The following is a 21,586-nucleotide window of genomic DNA, read 5'->3' as shown; positions in this document are numbered from 1 at the left end:
AACTCAGGGGTTAGTTGTCTGCGAGGAAGACACCGCCGGCAGCGGGGAGGGCGACGAAGAACCACGCCAGCAGCGACACCATGACCGTCCCGAACGGGTCCGTCGCGATGACGCCGATGTGGTCGGCGGGTGACAAGCTGGCGATGCCGGCCTGGACCTTCACGCTGAACAGGAACGCCCCGATGAAGCCCGCGATGAGGACTGCGGGGACCGGCCGGGAGACGGCCTTCTGGGCGCCGGTGATCGGTGAGCGAGACGACTCGTTCTGGACTTGGGTTTCAGTAGCCATGATTCGAGAATTCTCCGTGAATGAGTAGGGTGCCTGCCGGCGGAATCGAACTCGCCACCACCAGTTCCGATGCAGGAGACGGTGGACGTCCTGTGCAGGCAAAGAATCGAGGAAGTGAGTGTGCCGGGGTCAGTTGCGGCGGCGGCCGAGGTCGTCGACGTCCGGGAGCGAGTCATCGACCCGCCCGAACGCAGCCTGCAACGCCGCCTTCGTGATCGCTGGCAGCTGCTTCGCATCGCGAACGCCCGACGAGGCGGTTTCGACGGGCGTCTTCATGTTCTCCAGGGCGTTCTCGGGGATGCTCTTGAGTGCCGCGAGCGCTGACCGGCCTGCCATCGTCAGGCGAGCGTCCGCCGTGAGGCGACGATCGGGACGAGCGACGCCATCGCGGGCACGTTCGTGCTGCCGACGTCGGCGAGTGCGCCGAGGTCAGGCGTCACTACGAACGGGTTGAGGTGGTCGAGCGAGAGCTCGAAGTTCGACACCCAGAGGTCGAGGCCACGAGTGAACGACGGGACCCAGCCGACGTTGGTCTTGACGCTGACCTCCTCGACGCTGGTGTCACCGTCGAACTCCTCGCCGAGGTGGATGGTGACGTCGTTCGAGGACTCGTCGATCATCGCGTACGTCTCGTTCGTGTCGGCGTCGTCTGGGAGTTCCGTGTAGCCCTTCACGAGGACCTCCTCGTCGTCGCTCGTCGTGAGCGTGATGAGCGTCGACTTGTCCCAGTTTGCGCCCGTGACGGATTCGAGACTCGACCCGAGCCGGCTCTGCGCTGAGGAGTTCACCATGTTGACGCCGATGGTGGTGTTCGAGCCGTTGATCGCGACGTTCTCGGCGGTGAAGCTCGTGGTCTTGTCCTCGAAGTACCCCATGATACCGTCGGTCTCGAACGTGACGATGTCGGTGGTGGAGATGAGGTGGTCGTCGACGCGGTAGTTCGCGTACGTGGACGCGGCCGTGATGGAGACCGTGACGTTCGTGTACGTCTCGTTCTCGGCGCTCACGCTCGTGTTGTCGACGTACCGGAACACGACGTCCTTGGTCTCACCGGCGCGGATGTCGAGGTCGCTGAGGTCGCCGTGCGTGACGTTCAGCCGATACGCGTACGTCCCGGCGGTGGTGTCGTGCGCGGTCTGTTCGAGACTCGAGTTCCCCCACGTGGTGAGGGTCTCATCGCTCTCGTTGTCGATGAGCCGGACCGCTGGGTTGTTCGAGGTCGTCGTCTGGTTCAGGTATGCGGCCGTGGAGTCGTTGGCCTGGAAGTCGGTGACGTTGGTGCCGTCGGTCCACTCCGAGGCGTTCGCGAAGTCCGCCGCCATCATGGACGGCTGGATGGTCTGGGTTTGTTCGACTGTCGAGGTGGTCGTCGCGGCTGCGGCTGGCGCCAGGCTGGCGGCGGCGAGCAGTGCGACGAACGCGAGTGCAAGTGCTTGCTGTTTCATGAACTGCGAGGAGAACGAACGGGTTGGTTAGTAGCCGATACTAACAAAGCGCCTGGACGGGTTGTGGGGCGGGCGGTGGCACCGGCGGCGGTATCACACCGGCCTCGTAGCGGGGTTGCGTGGCGCACATTAGTCGTCGACCTCCGGAATCTCGTCGCTTTTCGTGGCGCCGCCGTAGTCCGTGAACGGGATGGACGACAGGCTCTTGTAGAACTTCGCGACGCCCTCGTAGCTCGAATACCCGAGCCCGAATGCGGTCCAGGTGTCCTTCCACCAGGACTCACGGAGCTCAAGCGACCACGGGTTCGTGTTCGCGCCCACGAACAGCGCGTTCGCGAGTTCGTCGCGGATGAGCCACTCGTCGTACCGCGTCTCGAACTCCGGCGTCGACGCCAGCAGACTCTTGACTGGGACGTCGAGCACGCCCTTCTCTGGGGTGATGGCGTACTGGTGCCAGGGTTTGATGACGCGGAACTGCGGGTGCGTCTCCTCGTACAGGGGGATGCCGTAGGCGGGGGCGCGGCCGGCGAGCCAGTGATACGCCGAGTACGTGACACCCAGCACCTGCCCGCTCTCCTCGTGAAACTGGACGAGACAGGGCTCGTGGTCGCCCAAGTGGGAGTCCGAGAGCGCGCCACCGAACGGGCTGAGGCCCTCTTGGCGGTCGTAGTCCGCCCAGTAGATCGCCATCGCGGTATCTCGGTGGGAGTTCCGGGCGACCCAGCCGTAGAACGCGTTCGGTGTGTACTGCAGATGGTTGATCACCACCATCGGCTTGTACCGCTCTAGCGTCTGCTTGTCAAACGAGAGCGTCACGTGGTCCGGGCGCGCCTTCCAGTATGGCTCCGCCGACAGCTCGTCTTCTTGTGCGCCGGCCGTCGAGGAGGCGACAGTCGTGGCTGCGAGGGCGCTGGCGGTCAGCTTCAGGACGTCTCGTCGAGTGGGCATCGCTAGAACAGGCCTCCGAGGAGTGACTCCGAGAGCGCGAAGAGGTTCTGGCGGAACTGGGCTTCAGCCGTCATCGCCTCCCGCTGCGTGGTTGGGGTCGCCTGTTCGTCGATGGCGGCGGTGACGTTCGGGTAGCCGTGCCCGACCTCGTGGACGCTCCCGTTCGGCACGCGCGTGGCGCTCTGGGAGAGCCACTCCAGGGTCTTCTCCGGACTCCAGTCGGGATGGGCAGCCATGACGAGGCCGCTGGCGCCGGCGACCGCGGGCGTGCTCATGGAGGTGCCGGAGAGGGTCTTGTTGACGACGATCCCGTTCACGTTCAAGACCGCCGCGCTCACGTTGAACCCCGGGGCGACGAGATCCACGGATTCCCCGCGCGTCTCGCCGTTCGAGAGGTCCACGTTCCCGCGGTCGGCGCCGTACTGACTGAAGTACGCACGGCTCGCGTTCGCGGCGGGGCGGGTGTTGGTGGCGCCGACGGCGATGGCGTGGTCGACGTCAGCTGGCGTCGCGATACCTGGCGACCGACCGCGGGCGGCCGAGTTTCCGGTGGCGACGAACACCATCGTCCCGTTCTCGTGCGCGTACTCGACCGCGCTAGAGAGCTCCTCGTTCCACACCGGACTCCCCAGCGAGAGCGAGAGGAAGTCCGCATCCTGGTCGGCGGCGTACCGGATCGCCTCCGCGATATCCGTCGTCGAGCCCCCGCCAGACTCGTCGAGCACCTGCAGGCACAGCAACGTGCCGTCGGGCATGAAGCCGTCCATCTCGTCGGTGCTGGTGCCGTTGGCGGTGGTGTTCGCGAAGATGACGCCACTCGCCCAGGACCCGTGGCCGTTCTCGTCGACGACCGCCCCGTACCCCGTCTCGTCGACGGTCGGGTTGCCCTGCTTGGTGAAGGTCTTCGACGCGTTCGATATCCGGAGCGTCGAGTTCTCCGCGCCGTCACCGAACACCTCGCCGGTCGGGGTCGAACCGTAGCAGCCGGTGTCCGCGACCGCGCCCACGACGCCTTCGCCGGTCGTGCTCGCGTTCATCGCGTGCAGATACCGGCGGAGGTCCGCGGGCGTCCCGGGCGGGCTATTGCCGGAGAACGCGATACCATCTGCGACCGTGTTGTCGTCCTTCCAGATGAGGTTCCACGATGACGTCGGACTCGTCCAGTCGCCCTGCCGCAGCCCGCTCGGCCGTTCGGGCGTCGTGAGGATCGTGTTCGCCGCGACGTACTCCACGCCATCCAGCTGCTCGAGGAGCGTCGCACTCCCGAAGATCTGCATGATGGCGGCGAGCCCACCCAGCTTGCGGACCTCGCTCGTCGGGCCGGAGACGAGCACGCTGTTCGACGCGTTCTGGTACTGCTCGATGTCGCGCCCGTCCGTGGCGTTCGCCCACTCCCGGACGTCATCGAGTGTCGAGTCGTCCTCGACGTGGACGATGTACGATGGCTGGCCGTCGTACTGCTGGATGGCGCCGGTCGTCTCGTCAGTGATCGGGGCGCCCGTGGCGGCGGTGGCGACACCGGTTGCGCCAACCACGGGGCCGAACATGCACAGGAGTGCGAGCGCGAGTGCTTTCGAGGCCGGTACGGCTGCCTGGAATCGGGTTGTGTAACTCATAAATGGGAAAACCTCCGATGAAGCGGTGGGATGTCGGTTAGTCCTCGCTCGTTCCGGTGCGCGTCCGGCGCCGGAGGACCAGGCCGACCCCGAGGAACGGGACCGGCGTCGTCACGAGCAGCGGGATATCGAGGTCCAGCGAGTGCGAGAGCTGGCGGAACTCCCAGCGGATCTCCTCACTCCACCCTGGGTCTCGAACGACGGTCACGACGCGTTCGCCGCTCGCGGTCGTGACACCTTCGATGGTGCTGGTGGTGCCGTTGACGCCCCAGTCACCACACGAGTTCCCACTCTTCGGGACCGGGCACTCGCCGACGTAGACGTGTGCGTCCTCGGGGAGCGCCTGCGTGTGCAGCGTGAACTGAACATGCGAGCGCACGTTCTGGCGCTCGCTTCCGCGGAGCACGCGCACGGTCGTGTCGCCCGATGCGGCCGCGTCCAGGTCCGTCGCGTGCACCTGCAACTCACTCGGCGCATCCCCGTCCGCGCTGATGACCGCCGCCGCGACGAGCCCGTTCACGCCCTCCTTGGTGAACGACCCACTCTGGAGGTCATCACCAGCAAGCGCGTACAGGCTGTTCGTCCCCGGGCGTGCGATGAGGGTTGCGGGGCCGTCGATGGACTTCGTGGCGGCGTCGACCTCGAACACGCTCGCGAACACCTTCCCCGACGGGTTCGTGTACCGCACCTCCACGCGATACGAACCGGCACCCGCGGTGGTGAACGCCACCGTCCCGTTCGATACCGAGGCGTTGACGCGAGCCCCGTCCGGGCCGCGAACGGTCGCGTTCGCCACCCCACCGAAGTTCGCCGCGTCCGTTGGTTCGGCGTCGATGGTCACGCGCGTCTCCGGCCCGGGATACAGCGTGTTCACGTCCATGCTCTCCAGCTCCGGGAGCGTGCCCGCGAACCCAGGGTTCGTGATGCGAGAGGTGATGCGGCCGATGCCGGCCTCGCCGGCGACGATGACCTCCACGCGCTTGACTGCCACGTCACTCTCGAGCGGGTAGTCCTCGATGACGATTGCCGGATTCCCCAGGCCGAGCGTCGCCTGCTCGACCCGCCAGTAATCGCTATCGAGCGACGTCGTCGACCCGCTCTGGGAGTGCATGATGACCTCCACGTCGCTCGCGTTGAAATCCGCGAAGCTGAGGTCGCCAGGCGCGTCGAACGGGATCGCTCGGTCGAGGTACCGCGTCGCCTCGAACGACGTGTTCACCGCCTCACCAGTCGTCGCTTCGAGGGTGGCGTTCACGCCCGTCACGGTCTGGCCGGCCGGCACCGAGTAGTTGATGCGGAGGACGTTCCGCGGGCCGTTCACGTGCGAGCGCGCCAGCGAGACGGCGTCGTTGCTGAGCGTGGAGGTGGTGCCGTCGTCGAACTCGACGGTCGCGGTCACATCACGCAGCGAGTCCGGGACCGCCGGCAGCGAGAGGTTCTTCCGGAGCTGCGCGGTCTCGGCGTCCACGTTCGTCTCGACGTCCGGTACTTCGGCGTCAGCCAACGAAATCGCAATCCGCCTTATCTCCCGACCGCCACCGTCCGTCCCACTCGAAGCGTCCGTACTGTCCGTAAGCGGGTACTTCGAGACGTGCAGCACCGTCAGCGGCCCGTTCGGCTGGAGCGACTCCAACTGGAGATGCTCGCTGGGTATCTGCTCGCGGGTGCCGTCCCCGAAGATGATGGTGGCGTTCACCGCATCCAGCGACCCGGGCGGCGCTGGGAGCCGGAAGTCATCCGTGAGCACGCGAGCGCGCTCGGAGATCTCGGTGGTGACGTCGCCCGCATCCAGCTCGGTGGGCGTGTTCCGGAGGACCGCTGTGAGCGCGCCGACCTGTCGGATGAGTCGCTTCGCCTCCGGCTTCGTGATGTTGTCCGCGTCGATCTCCTCGAACGCGAGGCTCTCGTTGGTGCTGTCACACCACTCGCTGTGTTGCCCGCAGAAGCGTGCGGTGGCGTTCGGGGTCGCTTCGACCATCCCAGCGAACGTATCGCGAGCGTCGAGGAGGTCCGTGACGTTGCTCAGCGAGTAGTTGTGGCCGGCGAAGCTGAACGACCGCCCGGCAGCGTAGTCCTCGAGCCACTCGGCGAACGCCTCGGTGGCGTTCATGTTCATGAAGTTCGAGTACTCCGCCTTGTACACCCCGACGGTCGCACTGTCAGTCTTCGCGGGCTGGATGTACGGCGACTGCTGGGGGTTCGAGAGGTAGACCGCCCCTGCGTACGCGGAGAGGTTCACCTCGCTGGCGTTCGCGTCCTCGGGGATGTCGAACTGGTCGTAGTAGTCACGGAGGTCCGCCTCGGTGGCGTTCGGCCCAAGACTCGGTGGGGTCTTGTACGCCATGAGCTTCACGCCCGCGACGTTCGACGCGAACGAGAGATTCACGCGGCCATCCGGCCCGGTCTTCGTGCGCACCGTCTCGATCTTCCCAGCGTCGGAGAGTTCTTGGAGTGTCTTCGCGCGCTCCGTGAGCTGGCCCTTCCGGTCCTCGAGGCGTTGTTTCCAGCCGTCGATGACGCTCTGCGGGTCACCAACCGTGATGAGGTAGGACGCCTGGGGGCTACCTTTGGGGTAGACGCGGTAGAAGCCCGGGGTGAGGCCGCCGCGCTGGATGGCGACCTCGTGCTCGTTCGTGAGGATGAACTCCTGATACGTCGTCGTCTCCTTGACCGAGCGCTCCTGCACGCTCCCCTCCATCGTGATTCGCTCAACCACGACGTCCGTGTCGTCCTGGATGCAGACGCCCGCGAGGTCGCTGTCGTAGTCGTCTTGGACCAGCGCGCCGGTGAACCCGCCGCAGTCGTCACTCCACATCGAGAACACCAGGTTCGTTCCCGGCTCGAACTGGATGCCCGGCGACGAGAGGTCGCCGCGCTGCCACTCTGCGCCACTGTGCACGGCGACACCCTTGGCGTTGGACTGGAGGACACCATCCGAGCCCGTGATGGAGAAGTCACCCTCGATCTGCTGAGTCCAGTTCCCTGGTTCGACGTCGTTCAGGCGTTTGTTGATGTCCTCGATCTGCTGCTGGGTCTGTCGTTTGGAGCCGGTGAAGTTCTTCGCGTCGAACCCGACGGAGACGACCGTCGCATTCGACACTGGATCGCCATTCTGGTCGACGACCTGTGTGCGTACGTCTTCGGTGGTTGGTCCCGTCCCCTCAGTCACGCCCGTGTTTATCTGGAGGTCATCAGCGTACCAGGATTGATTCTGTTCGCCTTGTAGTTCGACGATGGTCTTCGAATCTGTCCATGGGTCGACAGAGTCCATATTCTCTTTTTTGAAGACAAGGTTCCCCGTTTCCGCTTCAACTATCGCCAAGGAATACGTGTCACTCGCCGGGTCCGCATTGTAGACCGCGATCTTATACCACGTATCGGTGCCTAATTTCGCTGCTTTAACGTCATTGAAGGAAGAGTCTGAATACGTTAACACTCCACTCGAATTGACCGTAAGACTCGACACGATTCCCCCGGTTCCGTCGCCCGGGAGGATTCGGTAGCCGAACTCTTGATTATCTCCGAAGTCCTGAAAGTTGACGAACATCGAGATATTGGTTGGCATCCCAACACTACTATTCAGATTGTATCTTGCAGCGTCTGTTCCCGCCAGGTCGAAGTCCGCCCCATGATAATACAGCGAACTGCCACCACTCCACGCCACGCTATCAGAGACGTTCCACGGCTTGTTCTGGGGGTCATCTATGGCGGGGTCCGACGAAAATGAACTCGAGGCGGTTCTCCAATCCCAACTCGTATCGTCGATAGGTTCGAACCCCTCCACTACCGTTTGGTTGTCCGCAGCCACCGTCTTAGCCACCTGTTCCTCACTTCCCCCGACCGCACCCGCAATCGAATACCCCGCCATAGAGGTCACCAGCAACACCACGACCACGACCGGAAGTGCAGTTTCGCGAGCACGACGACCACCCGCGTCGAGCTGACTGGCCAAGCGACCGGCCGCACCAACGACCCTCCCACGGAACACCAGCAGCACTGTGAGAGCGACCATCGCGAACGCAAACCCACCGGTCGCCCCCAGCATGAACGAGTCGGGGAACCGGTGAAGTAAGACGAAAAAATCGTTCACAGCGTTCGCAAGCAGTACCCCGGTCGTCGCAACGGCACCACCAGTCGCAATCCGAGACGGGTTCCACGCCCCACGGTCGTCTAGGTCGTCGACGTACGCGAACACGCGGAACGCGAGCACGACCGCGGCGAGTTTCGCACCCGCCAGTGCCAGCCAGTTCACGTCGCCGATGAGCGCCGCCACCAGCGGGTTCGCCTCCTCAGCCATCGACGTCGACACGAGCAGGTACGTCGCCATCACGATGACCGCCGCCGCGGCGAGCGAGACGCCTTCGAGCTTCCGGAGTCGCGTTCGAGTGCTCATTGCTGGCCTCCGTTGTTCTTGGGCTCGCGCTCAGCCGGGGTGTGTACCTCGCGCGTAGGCCGGCCGTAGGCGGGTTCGGTCGCCTGCACTCCGCGAGTCGTTGGACACGATACCTGTCGCTCAGCATCGAGTTGGTGAATCATTGATTTGAGAAGGTGTTGGTTAGTGGTCGGGCATCCACGCGACGTCGCTAGCCGGGGTGACCTCGATTTCGTTCGCGTCCTCGTTGAGTCGCATCTTCCGCGAGCGTCCGTACCGGCGTTTCTCGACGCCAGCACGCGTCGCGTGCTTGAGGACGTGGTCGTCCTTCGAGCCGACACTCGGCTTGCCCTTCAGCGTCTTCGCGACCGCCACCAGGAGCGCCGGGTCGTGCGCAACGTCCTGTTCTTGGAGGCGGCAACTGACTGACTTCGCGTGTTCGACCAACTCGGCTTTCGAGAGCGTCGAGCGGTCGCCATCATCGTCGATAGCGGCGCACTCCGCGCAGAACACAGTCGGCTCCGGGCATGCCCGCTTCCAGGAGGCAGGGACGTCGACGTCAGCCTGTGCGGCGGTCGGCGCCGGCACGCGTGGCGGATACACGACCTCCACGGAGTCCACGGCGTCCGAGGACTCCATGAGGACGTACTCGTCGCCGGTGTCCGGTTCCTCCGCCGGTGTCATCTGGAGGTGGTCGCCGTTGGACTCGACCGTCTTGACCGGAACGACGTCGAGGGTGAGGGTGCGTTGGCGCGCGAAGCACCGCGAGCAGATTGCGTCGTTCTCGACGATTGCTTTTCGGAAGACGTCACTGGGGTTGGTTGACGGGTGGCTATCGGTCGTGGAGTCGATGCTATCGGCTCTGGATGCGGGTATAGTTGCAGACATGGCTAAGGATGGGGTCGAAGGGTGCCGGACGAGCCCCCAAGCGTGGAGACTAAATCGGCGGTCCCCGTGCGAGCACGAGTAATTGTGCCTTATGCGCGGTGACGGACACTACCGTACTTAAACTAGTGATAGATTCGCTTCATCACCTCACCCACAGAACGCGAAAACAAGAGAAGGCGTCAGTTCAGCGTCCCCGACCCGAGCACCTGCGACTTCTGCCCGTTATTCCAGAGCACCCGCACCGTCTCACCACTCCAGAACACCGACTGCGACGTCTCTTCCAGACCGAGCGTATCACCAGACTCAATCTCGCCCGCACCATCGACACCGCCCGCGACCACAGTTGACTCAACGTCGACGTCGACACAGACGACGGCCACGCGTGGACACGGCTCGTCCCCAGGATCCACGCCGGCGGCAGCATCTCAAAGACCTACGAACCCACCTTCTTCACGCGCGAAGACCGAGACGGCGGCCTTGCGAAACCCGAAGTCCACGTCCTCACGACCGCCCTCGACACCATCGGCCTCAACTACCACTTCAACGAACGCACGGAGAAGCGCGCACAGAACGACAGCACGCAGTGGCGCGCCACCGAAATCAACCCCCCAACCCCAGCGCGTCCTCCTCGGCACTGTCTCGCCGCCGCCGACGCCCCGGTCGGCGACAAAAACAAGACGCACCCAGAACACCTGCCAGAGTGGCTCACCGACAGCTCACTCGAAACCCAGCGCGCGTTCGCCCGCATCTACCTCCTCACTAGAGCCAGCATCCGCGAACACGAACCCCGGTTCGTCATCCACGAACAAACGACCAGAATCGTACCACGACGACCTCCAGAGACTCCTCGAGCGCACCGCCGGCCAAGACGCGATCTCGCGAACGGAGGCGATGCACGATGAACGTCGAAGCCACCGAGGACGACGACCAGGTGACCGTCCTCGCCGAACGCGACGACGTCAGCGTGCTTGCGACCGTCGACCGCGACGTGAGCCAGACCCCACTCCTCGAAGCGCTCTCGCTCGCCGACGCGGAACTCCAGCACGGCCTCGCCACCCCCATGGAGGACGCCCGCCTGCACGCTCGCCAGCACGCCACCGACGGAGGACGAGCATGACCGGCGGGGTCGGACTCACGGACTGCTGTCTGCACTGCGACGTCGACTCGACGGGGTCCTTCCAGATCTACGAACGAGCGCACGACCAGCTCCTCGAGGCCGACGGTTGGTACGCGTTCGCGCCGTACTCGCGAAGTGGTCGCGGGATGCGCGTGCTGAAGGTACGGATGCGTCGCGCGTCGAAGATGCCCCCGTTACGGTGGTCGTCGACGGGCGGCCACCGCGACAGTCAGAAGGCAAAGGTCCCATTCAAAACCGTACTCTAACGAGCGTTTTGATTAACTCCGGACATGCGAGAACCGCTCTAAATCGTTTCTCAGAGCACTCAGAAACAAGAGACCATGGATTGCAACTAATAGGGCAGCACCTGCTTTCAGCAATTCTATTGGGACACCTGACACCACTGGATGGAGCTCATTATTCCGAATGACGATTCCAACAATCGCAATGATGATGATTCCAAGGGTGTGGACGATGATAGACCTCATCGCGTAACCGTGTGTGGTGAGTGAATCGAACTCATCTATTTCAAGATACGGTAGTATAATCCAGAGAATCGCAAGCAAGGGACTCAAATCACCGAGTAAAGAGCTTGCCTGATAATCCAGAACCGCGAGCACGAACACAATAATCTCGGCATTCGCGAGATGTAGAAAGGCGAACCGGCCCATCTTTGGATCAACTCTATTGATTAGGTCTATACGGATTTGGAGCACCTCGCCTGGAGTCCTAGGCTTCTCTCTAACCACTTCGAACAAGTCGATCTCTTTCGCAGCAGAGGCTATCTGTAGAATAATCAGCGCTGTCACACTCACAATCAACGAAGCGGAACCTTCCACCATCGATTAGTTCACCATGTGGCGATATGAAAAGCGTTTCAATCTGATAACCGAGCATTATGAGGGACTGATTCACTGGAGTCTGTTCGTCTCTCAACCTTCTTGATGAACCCAATTTCTTGGTCGGTGTGTATGGTGGTGGTTCTCCATGCGGACATTGCATATTTCACCTGATAGGTCGACCAATCTCGACGTGAAATACACCCTATCTTATTGAGCCAATGAATCACCCAATAACCTTCGATGAACTGTTGCGCTAATGATGCCGATTACGTAATGCATGGTTGCTGTAACACTGTCTCACTGTTGTACAGTTATTAAGTTATTAGGTTAACAAGAACCCTAGATTCAAGTGCAACTGGGACCAGGTGGTAATTAGCCGATATATCCCAGAGATTCAAACCCTGGGTGAGGCTGGAGGTGAGAACGAAAATACATGAAAGAAAGCACGTCTTTCGACTTCCTGCCCCCGTACGGGGAGCCTGAAGTCACGACCAAGGGCAAGGACGCCAACGAGGTAGGGCTCGTTGTCGGTCTCGCCGCACTCGGTGTCGCTGCGTACCTCGCGTCCAAGTGATTGAGGACACCTTACGGTACGCCATCGTTCGACAAATAACCACTGGGCGGGGAAACCGTCCGACTTTTTCGAAGAACCGTCCACGATGAGGGATTAGCGAGGGTCAGAGTCTATTCTCTCAGTAGACTCGAACGAGACTCCCCGAAGGTGTTGATTTGCGAGTTCGACCAGTTCTGTTCGTTGAGCAATCGTGAGATCTTCGCGCTCAAGGACAGCACGGAGGAACTCAACAGCCCCGGTGGTATCTTCGCACGCGTACGCGACAGCGTCGGAGCGGTTGCAGTCGTAGTAGTCTGCGGCGGCCTGGATGGCGTCGTATCGCCATTCGTTGCCGTCGTCGGTGCGGATGCGGACGCTGCCGGGGACGTCTCGTCGGGCCATGCTCGTGAACACGAGGTCGTGAACTTAGTTCTCGGCACTGAGCGAAACGGTTCCAGCATATAAAGGACCCCGTCGAACCCGGTCGTCGACGAGCTGGGCGTCGCCCCGATCGGGCCGCGACCCCCGCGCTCGTGAACACGCCGGTCGACCTTGAGGACAGTCTCGTGTTCATATCTGGGCGAGGTCGTCTGTCGGCGTGCGACCCCTGGGGGTGTGGACGTAGTTACGAGCCGACGGCTTCGGCGACGGCCTGGATGAACTCGACGCCGGATTCGCCGTAGCTCAGGTTCTTCGTGGAGCCGTCGGCGAGGTCGAGGCGGAGTTGGACGTACGCGGAGTCGGTGTTGTAGGCTTCGAGGATATAGTACGCGGCGATGAGGACGAACAAGACGCCGATGCCGATGAGGCCGAGCTGGGGAAGCTGCTCTTCCGGGACGAGCGAACCGAACAGCATGAGGCCACCAACGCCGGCGGCTATGCCGCCCGCGGTGCGGGCCTCCTTGTCGACGGGTTCCTCGCCGTGGAAGTCGACGGTCGTGCTCGTGACGTGCTCGAGTGGGGTCGTCTCAACCTTCCGGCGAGCGCGCCCGGATTTGGATTCGGCGCCCTGCCAGACCGAGCAGAGGCGTTCGTCGGTGAGGACGTAGGTCTTCGCGCCGAGCGCGAGCGCGTCAGTGACGGTCTCGCTGCTCGCGATGTAGGGTTCGAGCGCGGTCTTGTGCGACTCGGGTATCTGCCGGCCTGCGGTTTCGGACACTACCCTAGACACGACACGGTGGGGTCTTGATACGCTAGGTGTATTATTCAACTTGTGTTCAGATTAGAACGAGCAGATTTGTCGGCGTGCGAGTTCCAGGAAAAGATTGAATTTTGATACTCTCTCGCAGGACAGGAAATCCGAATAGCGGAGAAATGGCAAGGGATAAACTAAAATGGTATCCCTCGATATCCCTAGGCCATCTAGAAAATGACCCTCTCTGATCAAGAGCGAACCCAGGCGGCGGCCACTGTTTCGCCGTTTAAAGCTCAAAGTGATTTAGTAGATGACTTACCTAATGTCATCTTCAATATGTTGAAAGAGCTAGCAAGCCGTTCGGGAGTTCCAGACGAGGTAAAATTAGGGAAGCGGAAAATTCGCCAGCTATGTGACCAGCGTTCTATCGGACCTGTAACGTTAGATCTTGAGCAAAGGTTGTCTGCTGAACTAAGCGACTACCCTTTTGAGGCTCAATATGAAGAAGGTCAAACTGCTAACGACCTTGATGATACTGTTTCTGATATTAAGGCTCTGTTGAAATCCTATTGGTTCGACACCTCTCCTGCTGAAACAGATGTTAGGTAGGTGTGCTTATTGATTGCTGAATTCCCAAAACCGCTATTAGGTACAAAACCAAATCTGTCAGTGATGAGCTATCTCAGGGATGTGCACCGCTCCTCTCACATCCTCGGTGAATCCCCGAGCAGGGGTCTGCTCCCACTGGCAGTCGTCGGTCTTCTCCTACTCGCGTCCTGTGGATTCGTAATCGGACTGGATGTTGGCCTTTCTCTGGGCTGGGTCGTACTGGCGCTCGGAATCGCTATCGTTGCGGGCTTTCTTGGTGCAGGTCTGGTGCCGACCATCGGTTCGCTGTGGCTTGTTGGGCTCTGGGGGTTTGTCTTCCCGCCACTCGTCGGTTACCTCACCGGCAGCTGGGCGGGGACGACCCGGTACAATCATCCGAGAGTTCTGGGATACGGGTATGAGACCGCACGCGCCGAATTAGTCGGTGGGATGGAATATGGCATCGAACTCGGTCTCCTGTTTGCCTTCGTCTTCGGTCTGGTGGGATACGCCACCGGGATGGTCATCGATTGGCTCTTGACGCGGATGAACAACTCAAGATAGGTACTTCCGCTGTATCTACCGATTAGAGCGATCGGTCGAGATTGTGAGCAAGGCAGGCGATAGTGAGTTCTCGAAACTGTTTCCACCAGTGCCGTGACCGGACGAACGCACCGTACTTGCGTTTGAGTCGGGAGTTCACCGTCTCGTTCTGACTACGCTGACCGTAGAGATCAGCATCCAGTCGAGCATTCCACGCCTTGTGGAGTGACGAAAACTCGCGGTGCTTGATGAGCGGTCGAACACCGGTCTCACGGGCTACTGCGCGAACCTTCTCGTCGTCGTATCCCTTGTCGCCAAGGAGAACCGCTATTTCCCCGGTATTCCGCTCGATGAGCGACGGCGCAATCTTAGAGTCGTGCTTTCGTGTCGTTGTCACGTGTACGTCGATGATAGCATTCGCTCTCGTATCCACGAGAAGTGTCACCTTCAACTGCTGAATCGTCAGCTTCGTTCGCTTCGTGTAGTGTTTTGAGGCGTGACTCCGGTCAAACCCTGAAGCGTCGATCCCGACGACACCGTTAGTCGGGAGAAGCGTGACTGAGAGATTTAGAAGAACCCGCCAGACGGCCATCTCAAGGCGGTTGAACGCTTTGCACAATGTTGAGGGAGATGGGAGTTCCTCCAGATTGATGGCGCCCCGAATGCGGGGCATCTCGATGAGCTCGTCGAGAAGCGTCCGGTACGTCGTGTTCTTCCGAACCTTGAGACAGAGTAGAACGATGTGCTGGTGGAGTGTGTAGCGTCGTTTTGAGAACTTCGAGGAGTAGCGGGCGACAGCTCGTTGAGCCAAGTGGAATGCCTGCTCGACAAACCGGAGTAACCGCGACTTCGGGAGGGCCTGCATCTGGTCACACTATCGGGCGAACGTGTAACCCTCTGAGGATTTCAACAGAGCCGTACTGTTCTATATGAGTGGTTTGCAGGTCAGCGTAAACAGAGTCGTCACTATCGAAGCCTGTTGAGGATTTTAATTGGATGAAGAAGTGTTCTCCGGTGACCTTTTGCAGATCGTTGTCCTCAACGTCGGCCTCAGTAGTGAGGTTGACTTCGAAATCGATTCCGAAATCGTTCTCATACGCGTTGACGACGTACCGCTCTAACTGCAGATTTAGGTGTGCCTCTCCACGCGTGTCGACTCGTTGATTACCACTACGGTTTGTCATGGCTTGGACGGTTCCTCATCCCTATTATCCTCACAGACGACTTCGCGCAACTCCTCAAGGAGTTGCGGGTGGTTCTCTTCCAGCACCTCAATGTCGGTTGACATTTCCTCCGTGATTCGTGATCGTATCTCAGAGATAGCCTGATATCTACGGTTTCCACCATCTTCCTCGGCCAGCAGTTCTCGGTCGCGCTCCGTGAGGAGCGCTCGCGTCCGCGCCATCTTAGTTTGCCTATCTGCACACATTCACTTCCATCTACCGTTCTATCTGCCTTTGAAGTTCACCCATAGGCAAACATTCACTCATGTGCAAACATTTAATGCAAGAGCATCGCATAGCCATGATTGAGAAGCGCGGGACGCCGGTCAGAAGATGGCCGGGGCGTGTTGGAGCACGCCCGACCGTGCTTCGCTGGAGACCAACGAAGCATGAAAAACTCGAACTCGAACCCAATTGAAGGCACCGTTCGCAACCGCGCCGGCGTCCGCACCGTAAACCACTACGTGAAGTTCGTCCGTGACGAGGTGGATGGCCGGGAGTGGGAGAACCGCCGCTACATCGCTAACGACGAAGACCCGGTCGCCGCGCTCGTTGACCACCTCCCGGACGCAACCGAGGTGGCCGCCTGATGCAGCGCCGTCAGTTCCTCGCCGCGGCCACCGCGCTCGCCGTGCTTCCACAGACGGCCGCTTGCGATACGGCCACTATTGAGGAGATCGTGGAAGACCGGAGCGTCACCAACGACGGTGACTACTCGGTCACGGACTGCGGTTCCATCCCCGGTGGCCTCAACAACGTCCACGTCCGGGCAGATATGAACGACGGGCCGATCAAGGTCAAAGGCGTCCACGAAAAGGGCGGCTGGAGTGGCGTCGGGCTCCGGTGGACTTCTGGCCCCATCGAGGTCGGCACCAGCCTTGACCCCGACGACGCCCGCGACCTCGCCGCCCGGCTGGTGGTCGCTGCGGAGGCAGCGGAGGGAAAGTTCGATGACTGACGACAGCGACGACGACCAGCTCCGAGCGTTCGCAGAAGTCGGTCGGGACTTGCTGTCGTTCGAGCTGGAGACGATGGCGGACGAACTCTACTACGAGCTCCGGAAGGCCTCGACGAAAGCCCGGAACGTCGACCGGATCACCGAGGCCGACGCCCGCCGGCTGGCCCACGCGATGGAACGCGCCGACATGTTCGTGGATGCGTTCTACGACGCCTGTCCCGAAGCCGACCGACCACCAGCCATCGAGGACTTGGTATCCACCGAAGAGCTTCAAGAAATCACCGCACGCAGCCCTGTTCAGGGTGGTGACGATGCCGACGAGTAACGCCCGCGTGACGGTACGCATCGTCCGCACCGAGGACGGCCAGACCTTCACCGAGTACGAAGTCGGCGGCGTGTCGTACCCGTCGGCTGAGGCAGTCGAAGCGGCGCTTGAAACACGCTAACGCCACAAAACCATGATTGAAGACATCCAACGCGACGTGTTCGTGCGAATCCAGACCGACCTGCTGGTGGTCGGCGACAGCATCATGACCGACAGACACCACTCCTCGAACGGCAACTACGAGGACGACGACCCGCAAAACCAGATCGGCGGTATCATCCCGGCGTTCAGCCTCTCCGGGTGGCTCCGCCACGGGATGGAGAAGGTCGTCCAGGAACGCGGCGGCACGGCCTGCCACCCGGGCGAGTCGAACGCGAACTTCCGCAAGGACGGCGTCTACAACCGCGACCTCGACGCCGGGTATCACCCGAAAGGCGACTGCCTCGAAGACGACGACGGCAACGGCTGCGTGATTCTCGACCTCTTCGGCGGCTTCGGGAACCGACCCGGCAAGGTGATGCGCCGACCCATCAAGTTCTCTCCTGTCCGCTCCAGCGTGGACTACACGCGCGGCCAAGCCGAAGGCCACTACCGGCGAATCAACCGCAACGTTGTCTCCCGCAACCGAGAAGACAACCGCGAGCCGCTCCGGAACGCCGAACTGGACGCCGTCGGGAACCTCGACGGCTGCTGGCACCTCTCCTTCCGGGAGACGAAGCCCGAGTTCGTCGCGCTCCTCGCCGAAGCCATCGACTACCTCGACGCGCACAAGACCGACTTCATGCACCAGCTCGGCGGCGCACGGAACTTCGGCGGCGGAATCGTCGATTGCGAGCTCGTGAATCCGCTGTACGAGGAACACGAGCTACGCCGCGTGTTCGACCGAGGGAAGGGCAACACGAACAAAATGGACGACAAGGACGACCGCTGGCAGAACGAGTACCTCTCGGAGTTCGAGAGCACCCTGTCGGAGCGTGTGGAGGCCGAATCGTGACGGACGTGATGCTTGCCGCGTTCCGGCATGACGCCCACAAGTTCACCGGCGAGAGCCACGAGGACGCCCGCGAGGAGTTCGCTGGCGTTCCCGTGAACCAGTCAGTGCCCGAGGGCGCGGACGGCGATGCAGCGGCGCTCTCGCGGCCTCAACAGAAGCAGGAACAGACCGTCCCGACCCACGAAGACCACTACCGACTCTCGCTGCTCACCGGCGAGACGGCCTACGACCCTGGTAAGTTCTCGCGGGCGACCATCGAGAGCGAAGTGTCGGAACTCATCGGCATCGAGGACGCACAGACCGCGCACGAGCGGTGGCTGGCGTCCGACGTCGCCGCCGCGTTCAACGAGTCGGTCTATCACCCGTACACGAGCCTGAAGTTCCACACGCTTCTCGTGGCGGCACTGCTGGACAACTACCGCGCCGGCCACGACTTCGCTGATCTCCGGCTCATCGTGGACTCGGCGGGCGAGGTCGTCCCGTTCCGGACGGTCTTCGACGGCGACCGCTTCGCGCTTCGTATCGACGAGAACACGGACGGGAATCCGTCGGCCCGGCTTGGGAGTCGTCCGTGGCGGTCGTGGGCGTCGGCGTGGAATCGCTTGACGGCGCACCCGCTTGATACCGACCGCGACAAGTACGACATGACGCTCGATGCCAACCTTCGACGGATGCAGTCTTGGAGCGCGGCGCTCCAGTACATCGAGGACTACGACGAGTGGAGGCCCGACCGATGACGGCGATTCAGCAAGTCCTGTGGGAGTTGCGGATGGACTACATCGGCCACCCGTACTACGTGAGCGGGAACGCCATCCTGCACGCCCTCGGCCAGCACCTCGATCCCGAAACGCACGCGGCGGTGTCGGCCAGTCACGGCGTCTTCGTGCCCGGCCAGTTCGGGACGTTCCCCGAGAGACACACGCAGTCGGGCATCCGCCCGTACCTCGGGAGTGGCCTGCCCGACGTCGAGGCCTACGACGACCTGTTCCTCCAGCGGGAGGCGATGCATCCGTGGCTGCTGGATACCCGCGCTCGGGACGCGCTGAACACGCACGATATCCGCGTCCAGGGCGGCCACCCGGCGCTTAGTCACGAGACCATCATGGGTCGCCGTGAAGACCAGCGGAAGCAACAGCAGACGACGAAGTGGTACGTTCACGCCTACCTGCACGCTGATGACCCGGCGGTGCTCCCGCTCGGCGAGGATGTGCTGGAGGGTCTCCAGTTCGGCGGGAAGCGGAACTACGGCTACGGCGAGGTCGAGTTGAAGGACACGCAGATGGTTGACCTCGATGAACTGGACTACTCGCGGCTCGAAGGCGCGGAGACGTACCTCCTCGAACTGGTGACGCCGTTCGTGGTGGAGTCGGAGTATCCCGACGCGGACGACCGGCCCGTCCCGTGGTGGTGGGCTGAGAACCGCGACGATCTCCGGCTCCGCCAGGAGAAGATACTGGAGCAGCGCGAGGTGTTCCGGCTGGAGACGGTCGATCACGGGCAGGTGGTGAAGTACCTCGGCGACCGTCCGGTGGAGACCGCGAAGAACGGCCTCCAGCGGGTCGGCTCACACTCCCGATACGGCTTCGGAGAACTGCGCGTGAAGCCCCTCGGCGAACAGTATCAAGAGTCAGGGGGGAAGGACTGATTACGCTCGTGAGTGAATCCATGAACGACGATGAATCGCCCGACAAATATTCGCGGTGCAGACTGAATAAAGAAATCGTATTACCAACAACTGGTAAGCGGGGAGCGGTGTATTGCTGTAAGTGAGCCGCGGTTCTCGGCGGGAATCCCGCCGCCTCGCCACAAGCTCGCTTGAACACTCTCCAAACCCACTTGCTAAGCGTTGTCGCTTAGCTGTAAGTGCGTTTGCCGAGAGTGTACGAAGCGAGGTGTAGCGAAGCGAGGCGTACAGATACGGGGTTGTTCCGACTTACAACAACTGTAAGTGGTGAGCGGGGAACGGCGGGGAGGTTGTTGGGGTGGCTGTCCGAGATGCTGGCCGTGGTTCTTCGTGGTTTTACTGGAGCTTTCGAGAACTGTCGTTACCGTCCGGCAGAACGAGGGCTGTTACTGTGGAACCGTGAAGATGGGTCGGTTGCCGATTTGCTTGACCTCGAGTTCGTCCGGTGGCTAGACTTCGTGGAGATAGGCTTTTTCGCCGTCGTACTCGTCGGGGATTTCGCCGACTTCCCACCCGTCGCCCGTGGTTTCGAGATAGTAGTAGCGTCGTCCGTCGTATTCCCAGTACGTGCCGGGGAGATCAGTTCCGTATACGCCGACAGCCATGTGTCCTGGCGGCTGAATCAGAATACAGTCGTAGTTAAATGGTTCAGCCTGCAGCACCGCTGCCATGAGAATCGCTGTGTCCTCGCAGTCTCCACCGCCTTCCACGAGCGTTTCCGTGACTGACTTGGTGTAGTCGTCGTAGTCCGTACTCACGTCGTCTGGGACATACGGCAGGTTCTGGACGAAATCGATGACGAAACGTACCTTCTCTTGTTTGGTGGTGAACTGGTTTTCTTCAGCCTCTTCTTCGAGCAACACGGCAAGGGCGTCGGCGAGACCAGAGTTCTGAGCAGTTTGAACATACTCAGCGCGTTCGGGCGCACGGATGGCCTCGGAAGCTTGCACGTAGTTGGCTTTGTACGCGACGAAGCTCGCCTGCCAATCATGTGAGTACTCAACGGATCCGTCAAATTCGAGTATGTAACAGCCCTCACCGCTCCGTCTTGCGAACCCGTCTGTTTCAAAGTCAGCGACTTCAGGTTCAGGTTCTTCGGCCGTGAGGCGGTTGCTCGCAATTTCGAGACGGTTCGTTTCACACAGGAATTCCGCATCCTCGATATTTGCGGTTTCCAAACTGGTATCGCCTGGGAAGAGGTACGCCTGCAGGTAGAAGGAGTACCCGGGCCTGCTTTCGAAGTCGAGCGAGATTGTCTGCGTGGTCTCAGTGACCTCGAATTTGTCGCTGAACCCGTAGCCGTACGCATCTTCGTCAGCCATCAATTCGTCAGGATACGCACCTGCAACCACGAACAGGCGTGCACCATTGAGATAGAACCCGTCGATGGTTTCGGGAGTCAATTTGACAGTGGCCTCCTGAAGCGAGTACGCTGTGAAATGCGACGTACGATTCGCAATCGCCTCCGTATCAGCCATGACCCGGTTTGTGGGGAGCTCTAGTTCACTAGTCTGCGTGACCGTTGAGGTCCCCGGAATATCGATGTCATTGTCGGCTCCGTCGCTGGTCGTTGTCGAGATTGTGTCGGGGTCGGACACGGTTTCGCCGCCGAAATCGAAGCCAGATTCCGTCGTCGTCGTCGTCGTCTCTAGCAGACTCGGGTTCACGGTACTATTCGGTAGAAAGGACGTGGTGGACGTGGTTGTTCGACCAACCGCGTCGCTCTTAGCCTGTACGCTGGGGTCTTTCGGGGCGTAGTCGTGTTCATCGGGAACACTGTCCCCATCGGTGTCTTGTAACTGACTCTCCCCAGAAAGCTCCGAGATGAGAGAGCTACATCCAGACAAGAGTGCAGTCGTCCCTGCACTCGCGGCTGCGAGATATTTCCGTCGCTCCATTAGTAAATAGTCAGTAAAACAAGACCATAGGTATTCTGGAAGCGAGCTCGGATGCCACGACACGTGGATGGTTGCAGGCGTGGCTATCCTTCGATGGTGAATACCCGGAACCCCGTCTCGATGCCCCACCGATATCGGTAACCCAACGCGCTCGCTGGCTTAGCCGAG

The 21,586-nt window shown here is 61.3% G+C and carries 27 protein-coding genes; 11 read left to right on the top strand and 16 right to left on the bottom strand.

Annotated features, from left to right (window positions below):
• Positions 1-10 precede the first annotated feature (10 nt).
• The 9 genes from SM754_RS18345 to SM754_RS18305 form a co-directional block, all read right to left on the bottom strand.
• Positions 11-289, bottom strand: a complete 279-nt coding sequence (locus SM754_RS18345) for a hypothetical protein (RefSeq protein WP_323677610.1) — start codon at positions 287-289, stop codon at positions 11-13.
• Between the two features lie 129 nt (positions 290-418).
• Positions 419-625, bottom strand: a complete 207-nt coding sequence (locus SM754_RS18340; RefSeq protein ID WP_323677609.1) for a hypothetical protein — start codon at positions 623-625, stop codon at positions 419-421.
• Between the two features lie 2 nt (positions 626-627).
• The gene (locus SM754_RS18335; protein ID WP_323677608.1) at positions 628-1,734 is read right to left on the bottom strand and encodes a hypothetical protein; all 1,107 of its coding nucleotides are present in this window, start codon (positions 1,732-1,734) and stop codon (positions 628-630) included.
• Between the two features lie 129 nt (positions 1,735-1,863).
• Positions 1,864-2,682 carry a hypothetical protein gene (locus tag SM754_RS18330; RefSeq protein WP_323677607.1) on the bottom strand — a complete coding sequence of 273 codons (819 nt, stop codon included), beginning with the start codon at positions 2,680-2,682 and terminating at the stop codon, positions 1,864-1,866.
• A gap of 2 nt (positions 2,683-2,684) precedes the next feature.
• Positions 2,685-4,298: a S8 family peptidase gene (locus tag SM754_RS18325; protein ID WP_323677606.1), complete on the bottom strand. Its 1,614-nt coding sequence runs from the start codon at positions 4,296-4,298 to the stop codon at positions 2,685-2,687.
• Between the two features lie 37 nt (positions 4,299-4,335).
• Complete coding sequence (locus SM754_RS18320; RefSeq protein ID WP_323677605.1) at positions 4,336-7,569, bottom strand: carbohydrate-binding protein; 3,234 nt, start codon at positions 7,567-7,569, stop codon at positions 4,336-4,338.
• Positions 7,570-8,853: 1,284 nt separating this feature from the next.
• Positions 8,854-9,558 carry a hypothetical protein gene (locus tag SM754_RS18315; RefSeq protein WP_323677604.1) on the bottom strand — a complete coding sequence of 235 codons (705 nt, stop codon included), beginning with the start codon at positions 9,556-9,558 and terminating at the stop codon, positions 8,854-8,856.
• A 179-nt stretch (positions 9,559-9,737) separates the two neighbouring features.
• Positions 9,738-9,938: a hypothetical protein gene (locus SM754_RS18310; protein ID WP_323677603.1), complete on the bottom strand. Its 201-nt coding sequence runs from the start codon at positions 9,936-9,938 to the stop codon at positions 9,738-9,740.
• A gap of 45 nt (positions 9,939-9,983) precedes the next feature.
• Complete coding sequence (locus SM754_RS18305) at positions 9,984-10,250, bottom strand: hypothetical protein (protein WP_323677602.1); 267 nt, start codon at positions 10,248-10,250, stop codon at positions 9,984-9,986.
• A 206-nt stretch (positions 10,251-10,456) separates the two neighbouring features.
• Here SM754_RS18305 and SM754_RS18300 point away from each other — a divergent pair, with 206 nt between their 5' ends.
• Entirely contained in the window at positions 10,457-10,675 is a 219-nt protein-coding gene (locus SM754_RS18300; protein WP_323677601.1) for a hypothetical protein, read from the top strand.
• Complete coding sequence (locus SM754_RS18295) at positions 10,672-10,941, top strand: PD-(D/E)XK family putative nuclease (RefSeq protein WP_323677600.1); 270 nt, start codon at positions 10,672-10,674, stop codon at positions 10,939-10,941. The genes SM754_RS18300 and SM754_RS18295 overlap by 4 nt, the downstream gene beginning before the upstream one ends.
• Before the next feature lie 12 nt (positions 10,942-10,953).
• Here the strand turns inward: SM754_RS18295 and SM754_RS18290 are convergent, their stop codons facing one another.
• Positions 10,954-11,517: a hypothetical protein gene (locus tag SM754_RS18290; RefSeq protein WP_323677599.1), complete on the bottom strand. Its 564-nt coding sequence runs from the start codon at positions 11,515-11,517 to the stop codon at positions 10,954-10,956.
• A 433-nt stretch (positions 11,518-11,950) separates the two neighbouring features.
• Between SM754_RS18290 and SM754_RS18285 the strand changes: the two genes are divergently transcribed.
• Entirely contained in the window at positions 11,951-12,091 is a 141-nt protein-coding gene (locus SM754_RS18285; RefSeq protein ID WP_323677598.1) for a hypothetical protein, read from the top strand.
• A gap of 93 nt (positions 12,092-12,184) precedes the next feature.
• Here the strand turns inward: SM754_RS18285 and SM754_RS18280 are convergent, their stop codons facing one another.
• Both SM754_RS18280 and SM754_RS18275 read right to left on the bottom strand, forming a co-directional pair.
• Positions 12,185-12,472, bottom strand: a complete 288-nt coding sequence (locus SM754_RS18280; RefSeq protein WP_323677597.1) for a DUF7692 domain-containing protein — start codon at positions 12,470-12,472, stop codon at positions 12,185-12,187.
• A gap of 223 nt (positions 12,473-12,695) precedes the next feature.
• On the bottom strand, positions 12,696-13,229 hold the full coding sequence (locus tag SM754_RS18275; protein WP_323677596.1) for a hypothetical protein: 534 nt from the start codon (positions 13,227-13,229) through the stop codon (positions 12,696-12,698).
• Positions 13,230-13,439: 210 nt separating this feature from the next.
• Between SM754_RS18275 and SM754_RS18270 the strand changes: the two genes are divergently transcribed.
• Both SM754_RS18270 and SM754_RS18265 read left to right on the top strand, forming a co-directional pair.
• Complete coding sequence (locus tag SM754_RS18270) at positions 13,440-13,814, top strand: hypothetical protein (RefSeq protein WP_323677595.1); 375 nt, start codon at positions 13,440-13,442, stop codon at positions 13,812-13,814.
• Between the two features lie 63 nt (positions 13,815-13,877).
• Positions 13,878-14,357, top strand: a complete 480-nt coding sequence (locus tag SM754_RS18265) for a hypothetical protein (RefSeq protein WP_323677594.1) — start codon at positions 13,878-13,880, stop codon at positions 14,355-14,357.
• 22 nt (positions 14,358-14,379) lie between these two features.
• Here SM754_RS18265 and SM754_RS18260 read toward each other — a convergent pair whose 3' ends face one another.
• The 3 genes from SM754_RS18260 to SM754_RS18250 are packed head-to-tail and all read right to left on the bottom strand — an operon-like array spanning position 14,380 to position 15,741.
• Positions 14,380-15,201, bottom strand: a complete 822-nt coding sequence (locus tag SM754_RS18260; protein WP_323677593.1) for an IS5 family transposase — start codon at positions 15,199-15,201, stop codon at positions 14,380-14,382.
• A gap of 4 nt (positions 15,202-15,205) precedes the next feature.
• Positions 15,206-15,520, bottom strand: a complete 315-nt coding sequence (locus SM754_RS18255; RefSeq protein WP_323677592.1) for a DUF4365 domain-containing protein — start codon at positions 15,518-15,520, stop codon at positions 15,206-15,208.
• A complete protein-coding gene (locus SM754_RS18250) occupies positions 15,517-15,741 on the bottom strand; it encodes a hypothetical protein (RefSeq protein WP_323677591.1) in 225 nt (74 codons plus the stop codon). Before SM754_RS18250 ends, SM754_RS18255 begins: the two co-directional genes overlap by 4 nt.
• Before the next feature lie 207 nt (positions 15,742-15,948).
• Between SM754_RS18250 and SM754_RS18245 the strand changes: the two genes are divergently transcribed.
• The 6 genes from SM754_RS18245 (at position 15,949) to SM754_RS18220 (ending at position 19,481) form a co-directional block, all read left to right on the top strand.
• Complete coding sequence (locus SM754_RS18245; RefSeq protein WP_323677590.1) at positions 15,949-16,149, top strand: hypothetical protein; 201 nt, start codon at positions 15,949-15,951, stop codon at positions 16,147-16,149.
• Positions 16,149-16,517 (top strand): hypothetical protein, encoded by a 369-nt coding sequence (locus SM754_RS18240; RefSeq protein WP_323677589.1) that lies wholly within the window; start codon positions 16,149-16,151, stop codon positions 16,515-16,517. The genes SM754_RS18245 and SM754_RS18240 overlap by 1 nt, the downstream gene beginning before the upstream one ends.
• Positions 16,510-16,842 (top strand): hypothetical protein, encoded by a 333-nt coding sequence (locus tag SM754_RS18235; RefSeq protein WP_323677588.1) that lies wholly within the window; start codon positions 16,510-16,512, stop codon positions 16,840-16,842. The genes SM754_RS18240 and SM754_RS18235 overlap by 8 nt, the downstream gene beginning before the upstream one ends.
• A 133-nt stretch (positions 16,843-16,975) precedes the next feature.
• Positions 16,976-17,836 (top strand): hypothetical protein, encoded by an 861-nt coding sequence (locus SM754_RS18230; RefSeq protein ID WP_323677587.1) that lies wholly within the window; start codon positions 16,976-16,978, stop codon positions 17,834-17,836.
• On the top strand, positions 17,833-18,573 hold the full coding sequence (locus SM754_RS18225; protein WP_323677586.1) for a DUF8168 family protein: 741 nt from the start codon (positions 17,833-17,835) through the stop codon (positions 18,571-18,573). Before SM754_RS18230 ends, SM754_RS18225 begins: the two co-directional genes overlap by 4 nt.
• Positions 18,570-19,481, top strand: a complete 912-nt coding sequence (locus tag SM754_RS18220) for a hypothetical protein (protein ID WP_323677585.1) — start codon at positions 18,570-18,572, stop codon at positions 19,479-19,481. Before SM754_RS18225 ends, SM754_RS18220 begins: the two co-directional genes overlap by 4 nt.
• A 488-nt stretch (positions 19,482-19,969) precedes the next feature.
• Here the strand turns inward: SM754_RS18220 and SM754_RS18215 are convergent, their stop codons facing one another.
• Positions 19,970-21,418 carry a transglutaminase-like domain-containing protein gene (locus SM754_RS18215; RefSeq protein WP_323677584.1) on the bottom strand — a complete coding sequence of 483 codons (1,449 nt, stop codon included), beginning with the start codon at positions 21,416-21,418 and terminating at the stop codon, positions 19,970-19,972.
• Positions 21,419-21,586: the final 168 nt, after the last annotated feature.

The sequence above is a fragment of the Halorubellus amylolyticus genome (assembly GCF_034808145.1).
GTDB lineage: Archaea > Halobacteriota > Halobacteria > Halobacteriales > Natrialbaceae > Halorubellus.
Note: the sequence above shows the minus strand (reverse complement) of the source record. Positions and strands in the feature narration are given on the sequence as shown.